Here is a 17,875-nt window from a genome sequence, read left to right on the forward strand (position 1 = left end):
GGATAACCACCGGGCGTAGGATATTTTTTTATCCCAATATGTTTCCACAAGCCTTTATAAATCAATGAGTTGAGGAAGGAATGACCAAGAAAACCACATTTGTAGTAGAAAAGCAACTGTTCGCAATCCTTAATCGGAGAAGTCAAAAGGGAGAAATTTTACGAAATTTTTACTATAATTTTGCTCCTTTTTTATAAACATAAATCTTACAATTTTACAGCTTAAAGGACTATAATAACGCTAAATTTAAAACATTTGTTAAGCTAAGCAGATAGAAAAGTTCCTAATCTAAACTGAAACGATAATTGAGGAGAATTAGAATGGCAAGTTTCATGGGATTGTATATTTTAGTGGAGCGTTGGTACGGAATTATCAATTGTCGGATAAAGTAATTGCGAGTTAAGCTTATTTTTATAGTGATACTAAAAACAAATTAGTGAAAAAGTAAAAGATCTAATAATCTATTTTAGGTTTATGGACTTTTAACCCTTAAAAATGATCTGGCGTAAAAGTTAATTACTTAATAGTAAATAAAATTTAGCGCTATTTACAAATAAAGATGATTAAATGCACTATTTTTTTAGCAAAATAACACAATGCAAGTTTATCAAACAAGAAAGCATAAAACGCGTAAATATGACTTAGGAGATTTATGCAGCTTGTCTGAGCCTCATTATGTGGATAATAAGGAATCATGAGAGGGGGAATTAAGATGTTAGACCTAATATTGGGTGGGATAGTTACGGTTGGTCTTTTGGGTTATTTAGGTTACGTATTAATTAATGCCGAAAACATCTAAGTTTCATTTTAAGTTTAAACAAGTAACGGAAGCACTTCCTTACTATTAAAATGGAGGATCACTTGATGAGAACGATGGATATTGTACAAATACTTCTTTATGTTGTCATTCTGACAGTCTTAGCGGTTCCTTTGGGCAGATATATGGCCAAAGTATTTAGTGGAGAGAAAACTTGGACTGACCCGTTCTTTCGGCCACTCGAAAAGTTGATTTACCGCTTAACAGGAACTGAAGAACAATCCGAAATGGGGTGGAAACAGTATGCCGGGGCACTCCTTATCTTTAACTTTTGCGGTTTTATCGTCCTATTTTTACTTCAGCTGTTACAAAAGTATCTACCGTTGAATCCTCAGGGTTTTGGAGCGGTTTCCCCTGACCTAGCCTTTAATACGGCTGCAAGTTTTATTACGAATACTAACTGGCAAGCTTATTCCGGTGAGTCGACTATGAGTTATTTAGTGCAAATGGCAGGAATCACCGTTCAAAACTTTGTTTCCGCTGCAACAGGAATAGCCGTTGTCGTGGCTCTCACAAGGGGGTTAGCTAGAAAATCAGCTTCAACCATCGGCAACTTTTGGGTAGACATAACCCGCTCGATTTTATGGGTCTTGATTCCGTTGTCAATCATTGGCGCTCTTATTTTAACTCAACAAGGTGTCGTACAAAATTTCAGTTCCTATTTACACCTTACAACGCTTGATGGCGGGAAACAAACATTGGCGATGGGTCCGGTTGCCTCCCAAGAGGCCATTAAAATGTTTGGTACGAATGGCGGGGGCTTTTTCAATGCCAATTCAGCTCATCCTTTCGAGAACCCCACTCCCATCACCAACTTTTTGGAAATGCTGTTTATCCTGCTTATTCCGGCGGCTTTACCGTTTACCTTCGGACAGATGGTGGGTAATCCCAAGCAAGGAAGGGTCATCTTTGTCACGATGCTCACTCTTTTCCTTATTTTTGTGGGGGTTACGTATTCGAGTGAAATCTTTGGAAATCACAATGTGACGGCATTAGGCGTCAGCGGCCCGTCGGCAATGGAAGGAAAAGAAGTACGCTTTGGTATTGCGAATTCAGCGCTCTTTGCTACCATTACAACGGCAGCTTCTTGCGGAGCGGTCAACGCGATGCATGACAGTCTAACCCCTCTCGGCGGCATGGTTCCGATGCTGCAAATGATGCTGGGCGAAGTTGTTTTTGGCGGAGTCGGGGCAGGACTCTACGGTATGCTCATCTTTGTGATTTTAACGGTCTTTATCGTGGGGTTAATGGTTGGCCGTACTCCGGAGTACTTGGGTAAAAAAATTGAATCCTGGGAAATGAAGATGGCGACCATAGCGATCCTCGTACCGGCTGTAACTATTTTAGTTGGCAGTGGTCTGGCGAGTATCACAAAAGCAGGAACTTCGTCCATTTTAAATCCCGGCCCCCATGGCTTAAGTGAAATTCTTTATGCTTTTACATCGGCTGCTGCGAATAATGGCAGCGCCTTTGCAGGCTTAAATGCCAATACACCGTTTTATAACATTGCCTTAGGGATAGCGATCCTTCTCGGAAGGTTTGGGATCATTCTTCCGGTTCTAGCCATAGCAGGCGGTATGGTCAAGAAGAAAGCCGTGCCGGAAGGGCCTGGTACGTTTCAGACAACAGGGCTGCTTTTTGGAGGGTTACTTGCCGGGATTGTCATTATTATCAGTGCCTTAACCTTCTTCCCGGCGCTTGCTTTAGGTCCTATTGTTGAACATTTAATGATGATTGGAAAATAATCTTAATAGTAACTTGGAGGCAATAACATGCAAGAAAATGTGAGCCATGAAGGTAAGAAAACCTCTTCCGGGAGTTTCAACTCCGTAATGATAGTAGAAGCTATAAAAGACGCTTTCAAAAAATTAAACCCATCGATCATGTGGCGTAATCCAGTGATGTTTGTAGTAGAGGTCGTGGCTGTGTTAAGTGCCTATTTTGTATTAAGAGATTTATTTGCACATGCCAAGACGTTAGGGTTTGATCTGCAAATTACCATTTGGTTATGGATAACGGTCATTTTTGCCAATTTTTCCGAAGCTATCGCTGAGGGGCGAGGAAAAGCACAAGCCTCAGCTTTACGGAAAACGAGGAGTGAAACCTTAGCCAAAAAGCTCGAGGGAGAGAAGATCGTCAATGTTCCGGCTCCGGATTTGCGCAAAGATGACGTTGTTTTAGTAGAGGCTGGGGATGTTATCCCTGGTGACGGTGAAGTGATTGAAGGAATCGCCTCGGTTGATGAAAGCGCTGTTACAGGAGAATCTGCCCCTGTCATTCGTGAATCCGGTGGTGACCGAAGTTCAGTTACCGGAGGAACGAAAGTTCTGTCAGACTGGATTAAAGTAAAAATTACGGCAAACCCCGGGGAAACATTTCTCGACAGGATGATTCATTTGGTTGAAGGTGCCAAGCGACAAAAAACACCGAATGAGATTGCGTTGACAATTTTACTTTTAGGTTTGACAATCATCTTTTTACTTGCGGTCGCAACCCTTGAACCTTACGCTATTTATTCGGGTACCATCGTAGCTGTCCCCGTACTTGCTGCTCTTTTAGTTTGCCTTATTCCCACTACCATTGGGGGATTGCTTAGTGCAATTGGGATTGCCGGAATGGACAGATTATTAAAACGCAATGTTTTGGCGATGTCTGGCCGGGCGGTGGAAGCAGCGGGTGATGTGAATGTCTTACTGCTCGATAAGACGGGAACCATTACCCTAGGCAACAGGATGGCAACTGAATTTATTCCTGCGCCGGGTGTACCAGTCGAAAAACTGGCAGATGCAGCCCAGATCTCCTCTCTGGCTGATGAAACCCCTGAAGGACGCAGCATTGTGATCTTAGCCAAAGAAAAATATAATCTAAGAGAACGAGATATCAATAGTTTAGGAGCCACCTTTATACCCTTTAGTGCTACAACAAGAATGAGCGGTGTCGATCTAGAGGGGCGGGAAATCCGCAAAGGTGCAACGGACGCTATCGAAAAATATGTCCGGGAACAAGGCGGGATTATGGCCCCCGATGTGATTACAGCAGTTGAGGAAATTGCCAAAAAGGGAGGTACACCTCTCGTTGTTGCAGAGGGGGCCCAGGCATTAGGTGTTATTCATCTTAAGGACGTTGTCAAAGGCGGTATTAGAGAGCGTTTTGCCCAACTCCGTAAAATGGGTATTAAGACAGTTATGATTACGGGCGATAATCCATTAACTGCTGCTGCTATCGCAGCCGAGGCAGGAGTTGATGACTTCTTAGCCGAAGCTACCCCGGAAGCAAAATTAAAACTCATCAGAGATTACCAAAATAAGGGGCATCTTGTGGCCATGACTGGGGATGGAACGAACGATGCTCCGGCACTTGCTCAAGCAGACGTAGGCGTTGCTATGAACAGTGGTACTCAAGCAGCTAAAGAGGCCGGAAATATGGTTGACTTGGACAGCAATCCTACAAAACTTATTGAGGTTGTGGAGATCGGTAAACAGCTTTTAATGACCAGAGGTTCTCTAACGACATTCAGTATCGCCAATGATGTGGCTAAATACTTTGCCATCATTCCTGCTTTATTCTTTGCAACGTACCCTCAATTAAAGATTTTAAATATTATGCACCTTGCTACACCCCAGAGTGCAATTCTTTCAGCGGTCATCTTTAACGCCTTAATTATCGTAGCGTTGGTTCCTCTCGCTTTACGAGGGGTTAAGTATGAACCGCTTGGAGCAAACATTATCTTAAGAAAGAATCTTTTGTTTTATGGTCTCGGCGGATTAATCGTACCGTTTATCGGAATCAAAATTATCGATTTGATTATATCTGCTTTAGGCTGGGCGTAAGAAGGGAGTCTTAAAGATGCTGAAGCAATTTACGAAAGGTTTTGCCATGTTGCTTGTAATGACCGTTCTGACAGGGATTGCTTATCCCCTAGTTGTAACGGGTCTCGCTCAACTGTTCTTTCCCCATCAAGCGAATGGTTCTCTGGTCTACCAAAATGGTAAAATGGTTGGGTCACAATTAATTGGACAGAATTTTACAGACCTTAAGTACTTTCAGTCTAGGCCTTCAGCTGCCGGTAAAAACGGTTATGATGCTACAGCATCAGGCGGGTCTAATTTAGGTCCAACCAATAAAGAATTTTTAAACAGTGTGGCCGAACGTGTAAACAGAATTCGTCAACAAAATGGATTGAGTTCCAATCAAACTGTTCCTTCCGATCTTGTGACGGCATCTGCCAGTGGTTTGGACCCAGATATAACTCCGGAGGGAGCTATGATTCAAGTTCCAAGAATAGCAAAATTACGAAATCTACCTCTTGAAACCGTCGAAAATCTGGTGCGAGAAGATACTACTCCGCGTCAATTGGGGATATTCGGAGAGCCATGTGTTAACGTTTTACGGCTAAATCTTGATCTTGATACCTTGGAAAAATAAATTATCAGCCAAGCAGTTACAAAATTTAACTGCTTGGTTTTGCGTTATTTTAAGGGAGGATAACATGAACGAGAAACGACGAGTTAACCCCGATGAACTTTTGGCTGATATACAAGACCAGGATAAGGGCAAACTGACGGTTTTTCTGGGCGCTGCTGCAGGTGTCGGAAAGACATATGCTATGTTAGAAGCTGCCCGGGAAAGACTCTCCGAAGGAATTAAACTGGTGGCAGGATGGGTCGAACCGCATGCTCGCCCTGAAACGATAGCCTTAATAAAAGGGATCCCCAAAGTAGCCCCCAAAGACATTGAGTATCACGACAGAGTCTTAAAGGAAATGGACCTTGATGAAATATTATCAATCCATCCCGATATTGTCTTAGTGGACGAATTAGCGCATACTAATGTACCAGGTTCACGTCATCTCAAACGTTACCAAGATGTTGAAGAACTCCTGGCAGTGGGCATTAATGTTTATACGACGATTAATATTCAGCATGTTGAAAGCTTTAATGATATCGTTGCGAAAATAACGGGGGTCACCGTTCGTGAAACAGTTCCGGACTCGATTTTAGAAAATGCCCGTATACAACTCATTGATATTCCGACAGAGGCGTTAATTCAGCGCTTGGAAGAAGGAAAAATTTACGTTCCTAATCAAGCCAAACATGCCCTGGACAAGTTTTTTAGACCCGGTAATATTAATGCTTTAAGAGAACTGTCCATGCGTTTTGCAGCTCAAAGAGTCGATCGGCAGTTGGAATCCTACATGCGGGTTCACGGCATAGAGGGTCCATGGCCTGCGGGTGAACGGGTCATGGTTTGCATCAGTGCCAGCCCGTTCGGAGAACGACTGATAAGAATGGGTAAACGAATTGCTGAAGGAATGAAGGCAGAACTTCTTGTTGTCAATATTGATACACCTTCAAACTTTCTGAAACACGAAAAGGAAAAGGACCAAATGGCTAAAAGCTTGCATTTAGCGCAAGAGTTGAATGCCGAAATCATATCATTGAACGGTAATGATGTCGTTGAAGAATTACTTGAATTTGCCCAGAAACGTAATGTAACGCAAATCATCATTGGTAAATCCTGTGATTTTAATTTTCGGGAACGCTTTACAGGTTCGATCGTGGAAAAAGTTCTTAGGCAAAGTCACAATATCAGTGTTCATGTTATACCAGGCGATGGTTCAAAGACTAAACAGCACAATGAAGTAAAGTCAACTCGTGTAAAAAAACCTTATGATTCTATTCCCTATTTGACATCATTTGTTTCTCTGGCAATTATTACTGTTATTGCGTGGTTAGGGAGTTCTGATTTAGGCCTAGTTAACACCGCCATGCTTTATCTACTTCCTGTACTTTTAAGCGCAGGGCGCTACGGGAAAAAAGTTGGAGTTTTCACAGCGATTATATCAGTTATAACCTATGACTTTTTTACAATTCCCCCAGTTTTGACATTTACGGTAGCTGATTTTAGATATCTTATCAGTTTTGGCATTATGATTCTTATAGGTTATTATCTGGGTAATCTGTCTACCCGTTTAAGAATACAAATTATGAATTCTCGTCTGAGAGAGTCTCAAACAGCAGCCCTTTATTCCTTAAGTCGTGAAATTGCAGCAGTATCTGACTTGGATATAGTCCTGGAGAGTGCTGTGAAAAAAGTATCGGATGTCATACAAGGTGATGTTGATATTTTAGTTCCGGAAGCAAGTGGACAGTTGGTCTTACGTGCCAGCACAAATTTCAACAGTGCATTTGAGGAAAATGAGAGGGCAGTTGCCACATGGGCTTTTGAAAATAAGCAGATAGCGGGAAGAGGTACTGACACTCTTGGCGGGGCTAAAGGATTTTACCTTCCCTTAGTATCGGAACAGGGAATTTGCGGGGTTCTTGGAGTACAGTTTAAAAGTTCAAAAAGATATCTGTTATCTGAAAAAAGGAGTCTAATTGATGCCTTTGCCAGCTTGACTGCATTAGCCATCGCCCGAATATCGCTGGTTGAAAAAGCAAGAGATGCCCAACTGTTAAGCGAGTCTGAAAAACTTCGGACGGCATTACTTAACTCGATATCCCATGATTTACGAACTCCCCTCGCTTCAATGATAGGTTCAGTGACAAGCCTATTGGAAAATGATAACCTTTTCGATGCTGCGTCCAGGCAAGATCTGCTTCAAACGATTAAAATTGGCGCTTTGAGAATGAATAAGTTAGTGAACAATTTGCTTGATATGGCACGCCTGGAAAGTGATATGCTTAAGTTAAACAAAGAGTGGTGTTCGATCGATGAAATTATTAAAGAAGCCATTAAATATTTTGAGGAACGCACTGCGAACAAGAGAGAAATTGTCTGCGAGATTTCCAATAGAGATTTATTAATTAATGTAGATTTCATTTTGATTAGACAAGTACTTACCAATCTTTTAGATAATGCCTTGAAATATTCGAGGCAGGATAGTGAAATATATATAATTGTTAGAAATAACGAAAAACAAGTGGAATTTTCCGTTCAAGATTGGGGTTTAGCGATTCCGTCGGAAGATTTAGAACATATTTTTGATAAGTTTTATCGAGTTCGCTCTCCGCGTCAGATCAGCGGTACGGGATTGGGTCTAGCTATCTCAAAGGGAATCGTTGAACTGCATGATGGGGTAATAGAGGCAAAAAATAATAGGGAAAATGAGGGGGTTACTATTTCATTTACCATTCCATTAACTGAAATACCCGCAAGCATTCCGGAGGAGGTAGGAGATTAGCATGAATGAGAAAGGAAAACGGATACTTGTTATCGATGATGAGTCGCAGATTCTTAGGCTTCTGAAGGTTTCGCTGTCTGTACATGGTTATGAGGTATACGAAGCTTATAATGCTGAAGAGGGACTAAAAACGATAAGTGAAATGAAACCGGATTTAATTATTTTGGATTTAGGACTGCCTGATTCTGATGGTATTGATGTTCTCACAAAAGTAAGAGAGTCTTCCAGAGTTCCGATTGTTGTGCTGACTGCTCGTGAACATGAAAATGATAAAGTTTTAGCCTTTGATTTAGGAGCGGATGACTACGTTACCAAGCCATTTGGCATGGGAGAACTTCTGGCTCGGGTTCGGAATGCTCTAAGACACAGTTACGATATTAGTGATGATGAAATCCTGAAATTTGGCGATATTACTATTGATCAAGAGAATCGAGAAGTCAGAGTCAATGACAATCTGATTAAGTTAACACCGACAGAGTATCAATTACTGACCTTACTGGCCCAAAACAAAGGAAAAATATTGACACACCATCAGATCCTCAGTACGATTTGGGGACCGAATACCGATTCCAATAGCCATTATCTAAGAATTTATATTGGACAGTTAAGGAAAAAGTTGGAACGAGATCCATCAGAACCGATTCATGTAATCAATGAACCTGGAGTTGGGTATAAGCTGGTATAATAATAAAAAGAACGAGCTAACATTTGTAATGAATTTAGTTGGAAGTTAGCCTTATTGCTTATATTAATAGGTGGAGACGGACAAATCTAAAATTTGAATATTTATATAAAGGAAGGCACTAAAAGTTGGGGTTTAGTGCCTTATTTTTTGTCGAAATAATTGAACATTCCATTTATCAAGAAATTTAATGCTAAATATAACATCTTTATATTTAATTTATGCGTCTAAAGCCGATTTTTATTACATATTTATCTTATTTTTATATAATTTTTACGTTCCTTAGATTTATAATAGGTCTGCATTCTTATTGGAAAAGTGTAATTATAGGACTAAGGGGGAATATCAGTCGTACAGCCATAGGTGAAATAGATACAATACGTATCAATGTTTGAAAGTCAAGCAGTTAGGAAGGGGATTGATATGCTTCGTCTTAAAAATTTATTAATTGGTAAGCCTCTTGAAAATTCTTCGCTCGCCCATGAAAAATTAACTAAGATTAAGGCCCTGGCCGTGTATTCTTCAGATGCCTTATCCTCAGTGGCATATGCTACAGAGGAAATATTATGGGTTCTCGCACCAATTGGTGCTTTCGCCTTGTCGTATGCACTTCCAGTCTCGGGAGTAATTTTATTGCTGTTAGCAACGTTAATCATGTCCTATCGCAAAACAATTTTTGCTTATCCATCAGGTGGTGGGGCATATATTGTGGCAAAGGACAATTTGGGTCAACATGCTGGTTTAATTGCTGGAGCTTCATTGGTCATAGATTATATCTTAACAGTTTCAGTAAGTATAGCCTCTGGTGTGGCGGCCATCACTTCAGCCTTTCCAGGTCTGCTACAACATACAGTAGCTCTGTGTTTATTCTTTGTTTTACTGTTAATGATTGTTAACCTTCGCGGTATTAAAGAGGCGGCTGCTGTTTTTACGTTACCAACTTATATTTTCATTTTTTCATTATTAACATTGATTGGTGTTGGGGTCTATAAACATTTTATGGGTCTGCCAATTCCACTGGCTCCAATTAATCCGGTCTTAGGTTCAACCCCTCAAAACTTCATTACTTTGTGGATATTAGCAAAGGCTTTTTCCTCAGGATGTACGGCTCTCACAGGAGTTGAGGCTATTAGTAATGGTGTCCCTAATTTTAAAGAACCTCGTTCACGAAACGCTGCTTTAACGCTCGTTTCTATGGGAATTATTATAGTTTTTCTCTTCGGAGGAACTACCTTCTTAGCTCAACTTCTCCATGTCACACCAAACGCTGATGAGACGGTTATTTCGCAAATGGCTCGCATTTTAACTGGCAGAGGATGGTTCTACTATTTATTACAAGCTAGCACCGCTGCTATTCTAATTCTGGCCGCCAATACAAGCTATAATGATTTCCCCTTAGTCTTTAGTCTCATAGCCAAAGATGGGTATTTACCGCGGCAATTTTCCGCACGTGGCGATAAGTTAGTCTTTTCAAATGGAATTGTAACTTTATCAGTATTGGCCGCTATACTTTTGGCTATTTTTGGCGGAGATACTCATAACCTTCTCCCGCTATATGCTATTGGAGTTTTTCTCTCATTTACCTTATCGCAAGTTGGAATGGTCGTGCACTGGCGCAAGACAAAAGAGCCAGGCTGGAAAACAAACATCATGGTCAATGGATTCGGAGCTACTTTAAGTGGAATTGTACTTTTGATCTTGGCAACTGAAAAATTTATCAGCGGTGCCTGGATCGTCATTGTACTAATACCGTTATTGGTCATGGCTTTCTTGAAAATCCATAAACATTATGTTGAAATTGCTAAAGAATTGAGTGCAGATGGTCAAATTTGTGAACACCCTGAACACATAAAAGTTATTGTACCGGTTGCCACGTTTACTCGGGTCGTTGTTAATACCATAGAATATGCAACATCCATTAGCAGCGATATTACAGCTGTGCATATTGTGCTTGACGAGGAAAAAACAGAGAAATTGAAGACAAGATGGAATGATTTTTATCCGAATATTCCTCTGGTAACGCTTCCCAGTCCTTATAGATCCTTTTTGACACCTATCATTCAGTATCTGGAAAGTGTTGAAAAAACAACTGCACCTCATGAACTAATTATGGTGTTGATCCCAGAATTTATAACTCATAAATGGTGGCAATACTTCTTGCATAATCAAACTGGATTGGTCTTAAAGTCAGTGTTATTTTTTAATAAAAACTATGTTATTGCAAGTGTGCCTTATCATCTTAGTAAAAAGAAAGCGGCTACTAAAAATATACAGGCTTCATCAGAATGAAATTTAATTGTTAAAGAAAATGGTTCTATTTTAAATCCACATAAAAATCAGGAGTTTTGATATGAAAAAGGCAGGAACAAAAATTCTTGTAATTGATAATGAAACACAAATTCGCAGGCTTTTGCGGGTAACTCTTACTGGCCATGGATATGTTGTTAAAGATGTCGATACAGGAAAGGACGGACTTGACGCTGTGGTTAAGTTTGCCCCCGATTTAGTTCTCCTGAGCATCGAGTTGCCTGATATTAATGGATTTGATGTGCTTCGCGAGCTACATGGATGCTACCAAATTCCTGTGATCATTTTGTCCTACAAAAATCAGGAAACGGATATGATAACAGCCTTAGATAACGGGGCTTATGATTATATGGCAAAACCCTTTGGTGTAGGTGAATTATTAGCGCGCATTCGAACAGCTTTGCGTCACGTTGCAGAATCAAGGGAACATTTTCCTTTGAAATTCGATGATTTGAAGATTGATTTTGCACATCAGCAAGTATTTAAGGAGGGTAAAGAAGTTATGCTTACACCAACGGAATACAAAATTGTGAAAAAATTAGCCATTCATTCAGGAAAGGTTTTTACTCATACATCATTAATGAGTGCAGTGTGGGGGCATCCATCCAAAAAGAATATTCAAGATTTACGGGTATTCATTGGACAGATTAGGCGTAAGTTGGAGCAGGATCCATCTAGACCACGCCATATTATTACTGAACCCGGAATAGGTTATAGATTATTGTAAAATGGACAATTAACCTTCGAACCTCTGTCCTAGTCATTCCGTGGCTTAGATCAGCTTTCTCTTTTAAAGACGTTGAGACGATGGGCCTAGTAAAACTAGGCCATCCGCAGCCACTATTAAACTTATCATTTGAACAAAATAGAGGTTCGCCCGAGACCACATCAACGTAAATACCTTTACGTTCATTATTCCAATATTCGTTTTGGAAAGGTGGTTCGGTGCCATTCTCTTGTGTAACATGATATTGTAAATCAGTTAGTCTGGATTTTATCTGCGATCTATCGATTGGCCAATTCTTATTTATAAACTCATCGCGGCCAGACCCTTGACGATATAGAGAATAGCGGAAGTAGTTTTTCTCATGGAAATCTTGATGATATTCTTCTGCAGGATCACTTAGGCGACCTGAATTACCTTTCCGTTAAGAATTATCTTAAGTATTTAGCTTTTTTGCGTCCCAATAAAACACTTGGATAAATTTTTTCGAATTGATTCGGGCATGGGATTGACCACTATCTTGACCATTCTTCAGCTCAAGCATCTTTTTTCGGATTTGGTCAAAATCAAAATACTTTGAAGCATATTCTTCAAATTTGGGATTAGAGTAATCTGTAAGTCCCAAGGAGGCAATATGAACTAAGGCATGGTAGATCGATCTGCGGACTCTTTGTTCAGTGGCCTTTATTTCCTTTTGAAGAGTTACAGGATCATTTTTCAGACCGAGCTTTTGTTTTCCTGCATTCGAGAAAATTTCCTTGAGAGATGGGAAAGTGTATTCGTTTCCTGCGATTTTTTCATGTTCATATAAATATTTAAGTATGGATAAAAGGTCCTGTCCACCGCTTTCCCCGCCGATTCCCAATTCTGATAAAAGGAAGCGTCCAGAATCGTTAATTGACTTGACCTGATAAGGGCTATAAAGCGGGTTTGCGAAATTATCATTAAGATTACTAAGAGTTTTCTTAATATGTTGGATAGATTGATCGACCAGTATACGTTCGCTCACTTTCTTTAAAACACTCATAACTTCGTTCCGATTCAGAGGTTTAGTAATATAATACTCAATTCCGCAGGTATAGGCTTCCCCAATCATCTCTTTGAAATCGCATTGGGAAATCATAATAATTTTGCCGTTAAATACCTCTTGAAGACTTCTTGCAGTTTGAATTCCATCCAGGTGAGGCATTAGAAGATCTAGAATTAAGATGTCAACCTTTTTCGTCTCAAGAAGTTTTGCATTGATTTCCGAACCGTCACGAGCTTCCCCTACGATCTCATTTGCTAAGTCTTCTTCAATAATTTCTGTTAGCATGGCGCGAAAAGCGATATCGTCATCCACAATAAAATAGCGCATTTTCTTTATCCTCTTTCCATTAAGGCTTTGATGGGTACGCGCACAAGGAAACAGGTTGAATGTAATGAAGGCTCATTTAATAATTGAATTGTTCCCCCAAGGCTTTCAGTAATATCTTTAATATACGATAAGCCAATACCCGTGGAAGGTCGTCCGGAAATATCAAACTTTGTTGTAAACCCATACTCAAAAATGGCGCTCTGGATTTTTGCGGGGATACCGGGGCCATTGTCACAAACTTTAAATTCAACATCGTCTTGGCAGCGGGTAATGAATATTAACACTCTTCCAGCATCCATTATAGCTTCCACCGCATTACTTACCAAATTATTAAGAATAGAAAAAACAGTATAGGTATAATAACTCGGGTGCTCGCCTTGAATGCAAATTTTAAAATCTAAGTTTTTCCCTATTAACTGTGCATATTTTTGATTAGTTTCTTGAATTATAGTGCCTAGATCATTAACATTTATATAATCGGTAAAATTTTTATCGGAAATGATTTTGGATAACCCAGCATAAATACGTTGGTTATCCTTTTTGATTTCGTGAATTTCGCCCGCAAGTTTTAGGGCAGTTTGAGCGAATGCCTGATTTTGAGGGATTTGCGTATCGGTGAGATGACGATATAGAGTATAACAGGCTCGGGTAGCCTCTTCTGAGTTTTTAATCGATTTCTTAAGTTGAATTGTTTCGACAAATAAGTTTGAAATTTCAACAAGCATGTCATCAATACGTTGCTGTTGTTGCTCTTCTAATAATTGGGCTTCCCGTATTGCAAAGATACTATAAAATCCGAGCACTAAAAAGCTCCGAATAATCGCGATGGGTGCAAGTGTAACCAAGAGACCATCAGGAATGCTCATTCCTATTAAAATATGCCTAACTAAAATTTGCGCAAGGCTTGCCAAAATCTCAGCACAAGCAGCTAATATTCCAATTAGGAGCGGCTTATCTGAAAAACGCTTAATTCGAAAAAGGAAAAAAAACGCGCCATATGTTAAATAGTAGAATAACGCATCAATATTAGAAATTAGTGCATAGTTCAAAGTTCCTATCTTGGAAGTAGTAATTCCAAGTAATAAACGGAAGCAAGATACAGAGATGCCGACTAATAATCCCGCAACAAGCGGGTTTATTTTTTTCTTTAATAACAAAAAAAAGAAAAACGTCGGTGTTCCTAAGCTAACTCGGAAGCTATCATCAAAGGGATATATTCGATACTGACCAGCAATAGGAACGATTAGCATCATAAAAGCCAAGGTCGGAAAGCGCTTCTGCAAATTAAGCTTAGGCATCTTGAATCCTTTCAATTCAAAAAATTTACATTTTATATTAATTATTAGTGCAATCACTCCTGATGTCAAGATATATTTCTACATAATAAGCTAAATTTCATCAAAATTCATATTAATGCATATTAGTTCTTCTCCATGCCGCATCTAAAAAAGTTTGACTTGTTCAGTGTAACTTTTTGTAGTTTTTTGTATTTTGCCATAGATAAAAGCTTATGATTATTCTGATAAGTGCGAAGAAGGTGTATTAATGCGAATTAATGGGGGGGATGGGACCACTCGCACATAATTGTTGATGATTTTCCGCATCCAGATCGGACAGCATCCATCGTAGAACAAAGAACGGATCCAACGCCATTTATGATACAAACGGCGAGACTATTGGAAAAATCCGGGGCTGAACTAATTGAAATGGCGTGTAATACAAACAATGGAGGAATAGAAATGTCAATAACTGAAAAAAGAGTAGAAAAGGATTTTCTCGGCAGCAAGGAAGTACCTAGTGATGCCTATTACGGAATCCAAACTTTACGTGCGACAGAAAACTTCCCGATCACAGGCTATCGTATTCATGAAGACTTGATCAAGGCGATGGCCATTGTTAAAAAGGCAGCAGCTAAAGCCAATATGGAAGTTAAACATCTCAACCCACGTCTGGGTGAAGTTATTTGTAGTGCCGCGGACGAGATCATCCAAGGTCAATGGCATGAGCAATTTATTGTTGATCCGGTCCAAGGTGGTGCAGGTACTTCAATCAATATGAACACGAATGAAGTCATCGCCAATCGCGCCATCGAAATTCTCGGCGAGAACAAAGGAAACTATTCAGTTATTAGTCCGAACACGCATGTTAATATGGCCCAATCGACGAATGATTCCTTTCCAACAGCAGTGCACATTGCTATCCTCACTGGACTTGAGAGGCTCATAAAGACGATGGAAGAAGTTTATGGCACGTTTGTGAATAAAGCGAAAGAATTTGAAAGTGTTATCAAAATGGGACGCACGCACTTACAAGATGCTGTTCCTATTCGATTGGGTCAAGAGTTCGAAGCGTATAGTCGAGTCTTTAAAAGGGATATTGACCGCATCAAGGCTACACGTAACCATCTTTATGAAGTTAATATGGGAGCCACTGCCGTTGGTACGGGACTAAATGCCGATGAGAACTACATTAAAATAGTAGTTCAACTTTTAGCGAATCTAAGTGGATTCCCCTTGGTTAATGCTGAGAATCTCGTTGATGCAACCCAAAACACGGATGAATACACTGAAGTTTCTGCTGCCTTGAAGGTTTGCATGATTAATCTTTCGAAGATTTGCAACGATATCCGTCTTATGGCTTCCGGCCCACGTGCTGGACTGAGTGAGATCAATCTTCCTGCTCGTCAGCCCGGTTCATCAATCATGCCTGGGAAAGTCAATCCGGTTATGTTCGAGGTTGTTAATCAAGTTGCTTTTCAGGTAATCGGAAATGATCAAACGATCTGTTTTGCATCGGAGGCTGGTCAATTTGAATTAAATGTCATGGAGCCAGTGTTAGTCTTTAATTTGTTGCAGTCTCTGACCATTATGAACCAAGCCTTAAATGTCTTTAAAAAATATGGATTAGCAGGAATCACAGTCAATGTCGATCGTTGTAGAGATTATGTCAACAGAAGTGTCGGCGTAATAACAGCACTTAACCCGCATCTCGGCTATGAGGCAGCGGCCCGAATTGCTCGCGAAGCTATCGAAACGGGTAAGCCAGTACGAGAACTTTGTTTGGAACAGGGAGTTCTGTCCAAAGAAGAATTGGACATTATTCTTAATCCCTACGAAATGACGCATCCGGGTATCGCTGGCGCAGAACTATTAAACAAAGATGGCTCAAAAACGGCTTAAATCAGTTACCGAACCGTTTGAGCGATCTTCAGGAAGGAGAGACACAAAACCTGTTAAAGGGTAAGAAGACATGAAGATAATTAATGTGAATGAAATTATAGAAGCCGTAGAAAAAATGTGTATTGAAGCTAACTATGACCTTGGAAATGATGTAATGCTCAGTTTTCAGCGGGCCTTAAAAACGGAAACATCGTCCTCAGGACGGGAAGTCCTTGAGCGTCTAATCGAAAATGCTTCGATTGCTCATGAAGAGCGAGTGCCAATGTGTCAAGATACAGGAATGACCATCATTTTTGTTGAAGTGGGCCAGGATTTGCATATTGAGGGCGGAATGCTTACAGATGCACTGAATGAAGGGGTACGTCGTGGCTATAAAAAGGGGTATCTCCGTAAATCGGTGGTCAATGATCCGTTTGAACGGGTAAACACCGAGGATAATACTCCCGCTATTATTCATTATGATTTTGTATCTGGGGATGAGCTTCATATTACGGTTGCTCCAAAAGGTGCGGGTAGTGAAAACATGGGGGCTTTAAAAATGTGCAAGCCTTCCGATGGTTTAGAAGGGATCATGCAATTCGTCGTGGATACTGTGGAAAGAGCAGGGGGGAATCCTTGCCCACCGATTATAGTGGGCGTCGGTGTGGGTGGCATAATGGAAAAAGCAAGTTATTTAGCGAAAAAAGCACTTCTCCGCGAAATAGGCGTTCATAATAAGGAAGAGCGCTTAGCGAAAATCGAAGAGAAATTATTGGAGCGGATCAACAAACTGGGGATTGGGCCGCAAGGCTATGGGGGAACAAACACGGCATTAGCGGTTAACTTGGAAGTTTTCCCGACTCATATTGCTATGTTGCCGGTCGCCGTCAATATCAACTGTCATGCAGCCCGCCATAAGGAGATAATTCTGAAGGGGAGGGAATATTAATGACGGAGGTCGTTCGTATTGAAACCCCGCTGACCCATGAAAAAGCAGCTCAGCTTAAATCCGGCGATAATGTTCTACTAAGCGGTGTCATCTATACCGGACGGGATGCCGCGCATAAAAAAATGGTGGAAGCATTGGCTCGTGGGGAAGAACTTCCATTTAACGTAAAAGACCAGATCATCTTTTTCGTTGGGCCTACTCCGCCGAAACCGGGTCAAGTGATCGGTTCGGCGGGACCCACAACAAGTTATCGGATGGATGCGTATTCCCCAACGTTGATTGAACGGGGCTTGACAGGAATGATCGGTAAAGGCTTGCGTTCTGCAGAAGTCGTTGATGCCATGAAAAGATATGGTGCGGTATATTTCGGCGCAATTGGTGGTTTGGGTGCCCTTTTAGCGAAACGAATTGTTGCCGCGGAAGTTATTGCTTATCCGGAACTTGGCCCGGAAGCTGTGCGGCGTCTTGAAGTCAAGGATTTTCCGGTAATGGTCATAATCGATCAAGAGGGAAACAACCTCTATGAGATAGGAAAGGCGAAGTATCGTACTATCTAAAAAGATTATTCTTGGTAATAGTTATGTATTTGTACATCGATTCACGCCAATTTGGTCGAATGGGACAGGCTCTTATCATACACTTTGGCCAAAATCTTTTTAGAACTGAGGTCGTGGAATTGTGGTATTAATTCTGAA

12 protein-coding genes and 1 pseudogene are annotated in these 17,875 nt (G+C 40.6%); 10 read left to right on the top strand and 3 right to left on the bottom strand.

The window, feature by feature from the left end:
* Positions 1-864 precede the first annotated feature (864 nt).
* The 7 genes from kdpA (at position 865) to B5771_RS20925 (ending at position 11,719) form a co-directional block, all read left to right on the top strand.
* Entirely contained in the window at positions 865-2,562 is a 1,698-nt protein-coding gene (gene kdpA, locus B5771_RS20895) for a potassium-transporting ATPase subunit KdpA (protein WP_088189248.1), read from the top strand.
* 27 nt (positions 2,563-2,589) lie between these two features.
* Complete coding sequence (gene kdpB / locus B5771_RS20900) at positions 2,590-4,647, top strand: potassium-transporting ATPase subunit KdpB (RefSeq protein WP_088189249.1); 2,058 nt, start codon at positions 2,590-2,592, stop codon at positions 4,645-4,647.
* A 16-nt stretch (positions 4,648-4,663) separates the two neighbouring features.
* The gene (kdpC, locus tag B5771_RS20905; protein WP_088189250.1) at positions 4,664-5,242 is read left to right on the top strand and encodes a potassium-transporting ATPase subunit KdpC; all 579 of its coding nucleotides are present in this window, start codon (positions 4,664-4,666) and stop codon (positions 5,240-5,242) included.
* A gap of 64 nt (positions 5,243-5,306) precedes the next feature.
* Entirely contained in the window at positions 5,307-8,003 is a 2,697-nt protein-coding gene (locus B5771_RS20910) for a sensor histidine kinase KdpD (RefSeq protein WP_088189251.1), read from the top strand.
* Between the two features lies 1 nt (position 8,004).
* A complete protein-coding gene (locus tag B5771_RS20915) occupies positions 8,005-8,688 on the top strand; it encodes a response regulator (protein WP_088189252.1) in 684 nt (227 codons plus the stop codon).
* Between the two features lie 420 nt (positions 8,689-9,108).
* Positions 9,109-10,974: an APC family permease gene (locus B5771_RS20920; RefSeq protein WP_088189253.1), complete on the top strand. Its 1,866-nt coding sequence runs from the start codon at positions 9,109-9,111 to the stop codon at positions 10,972-10,974.
* A gap of 61 nt (positions 10,975-11,035) precedes the next feature.
* Positions 11,036-11,719, top strand: a complete 684-nt coding sequence (locus B5771_RS20925) for a response regulator (protein ID WP_088189254.1) — start codon at positions 11,036-11,038, stop codon at positions 11,717-11,719.
* 16 nt (positions 11,720-11,735) lie between these two features.
* Here the strand turns inward: B5771_RS20925 and msrB are convergent.
* The 3 genes and pseudogenes from msrB to B5771_RS20940 form a co-directional block, all read right to left on the bottom strand.
* Positions 11,736-12,110, bottom strand: a pseudogene (gene msrB, locus B5771_RS20930) (peptide-methionine (R)-S-oxide reductase MsrB); the annotation flags it as partial.
* Positions 12,111-12,152: 42 nt separating this feature from the next.
* Entirely contained in the window at positions 12,153-13,073 is a 921-nt protein-coding gene (locus B5771_RS20935) for a response regulator (RefSeq protein WP_088189256.1), read from the bottom strand.
* Positions 13,074-13,078: 5 nt separating this feature from the next.
* Positions 13,079-14,371, bottom strand: coding sequence for a sensor histidine kinase (locus B5771_RS20940; protein WP_088189257.1), 1,293 nt, complete (start codon positions 14,369-14,371; stop codon positions 13,079-13,081).
* A gap of 441 nt (positions 14,372-14,812) precedes the next feature.
* Between B5771_RS20940 and aspA the strand changes: the two genes are divergently transcribed.
* The 3 genes from aspA (at position 14,813) to B5771_RS20955 (ending at position 17,737) form a co-directional block, all read left to right on the top strand.
* Entirely contained in the window at positions 14,813-16,252 is a 1,440-nt protein-coding gene (gene aspA / locus B5771_RS20945; RefSeq protein ID WP_088189258.1) for an aspartate ammonia-lyase, read from the top strand.
* Positions 16,253-16,322: 70 nt separating this feature from the next.
* Positions 16,323-17,180: a fumarate hydratase gene (locus B5771_RS20950; RefSeq protein WP_088189259.1), complete on the top strand. Its 858-nt coding sequence runs from the start codon at positions 16,323-16,325 to the stop codon at positions 17,178-17,180.
* A complete protein-coding gene (locus B5771_RS20955; RefSeq protein WP_088189260.1) occupies positions 17,180-17,737 on the top strand; it encodes a Fe-S-containing hydro-lyase in 558 nt (185 codons plus the stop codon). The genes B5771_RS20950 and B5771_RS20955 overlap by 1 nt, the downstream gene beginning before the upstream one ends.
* The last annotated feature ends 138 nt before the right edge of the window (positions 17,738-17,875 follow it).

The sequence above is a fragment of the Desulfosporosinus sp. FKA genome (assembly GCF_002196785.1).
GTDB lineage: Bacteria > Bacillota > Desulfitobacteriia > Desulfitobacteriales > Desulfitobacteriaceae > Desulfosporosinus > Desulfosporosinus acididurans.

What these genes read in the sequence shown, in the direction of transcription:
- kdpA (WP_088189248.1), top strand. Translation starts at nt 865, where the DNA reads ATGAGAACGATGGATATTGTACAAATACTTCTTTATGTTGTCATTCTG.
- kdpC (WP_088189250.1), top strand. Translation starts at nt 4,664, where the DNA reads ATGCTGAAGCAATTTACGAAAGGTTTTGCCATGTTGCTTGTAATGACC.
- B5771_RS20935 (WP_088189256.1), bottom strand. Translation starts at nt 13,073, where the DNA reads ATGCGCTATTTTATTGTGGATGACGATATCGCTTTTCGCGCCATGCTA.
- B5771_RS20955 (WP_088189260.1), top strand. Translation starts at nt 17,180, where the DNA reads ATGACGGAGGTCGTTCGTATTGAAACCCCGCTGACCCATGAAAAAGCA.
- B5771_RS20950 (WP_088189259.1), top strand. Translation starts at nt 16,323, where the DNA reads ATGAAGATAATTAATGTGAATGAAATTATAGAAGCCGTAGAAAAAATG.
- aspA (WP_088189258.1), top strand. Translation starts at nt 14,813, where the DNA reads ATGTCAATAACTGAAAAAAGAGTAGAAAAGGATTTTCTCGGCAGCAAG.
- kdpB (WP_088189249.1), top strand. Translation starts at nt 2,590, where the DNA reads ATGCAAGAAAATGTGAGCCATGAAGGTAAGAAAACCTCTTCCGGGAGT.
- B5771_RS20915 (WP_088189252.1), top strand. Translation starts at nt 8,005, where the DNA reads ATGAATGAGAAAGGAAAACGGATACTTGTTATCGATGATGAGTCGCAG.
- B5771_RS20940 (WP_088189257.1), bottom strand. Translation starts at nt 14,371, where the DNA reads ATGCCTAAGCTTAATTTGCAGAAGCGCTTTCCGACCTTGGCTTTTATG.
- B5771_RS20925 (WP_088189254.1), top strand. Translation starts at nt 11,036, where the DNA reads ATGAAAAAGGCAGGAACAAAAATTCTTGTAATTGATAATGAAACACAA.
- B5771_RS20910 (WP_088189251.1), top strand. Translation starts at nt 5,307, where the DNA reads ATGAACGAGAAACGACGAGTTAACCCCGATGAACTTTTGGCTGATATA.
- B5771_RS20920 (WP_088189253.1), top strand. Translation starts at nt 9,109, where the DNA reads ATGCTTCGTCTTAAAAATTTATTAATTGGTAAGCCTCTTGAAAATTCT.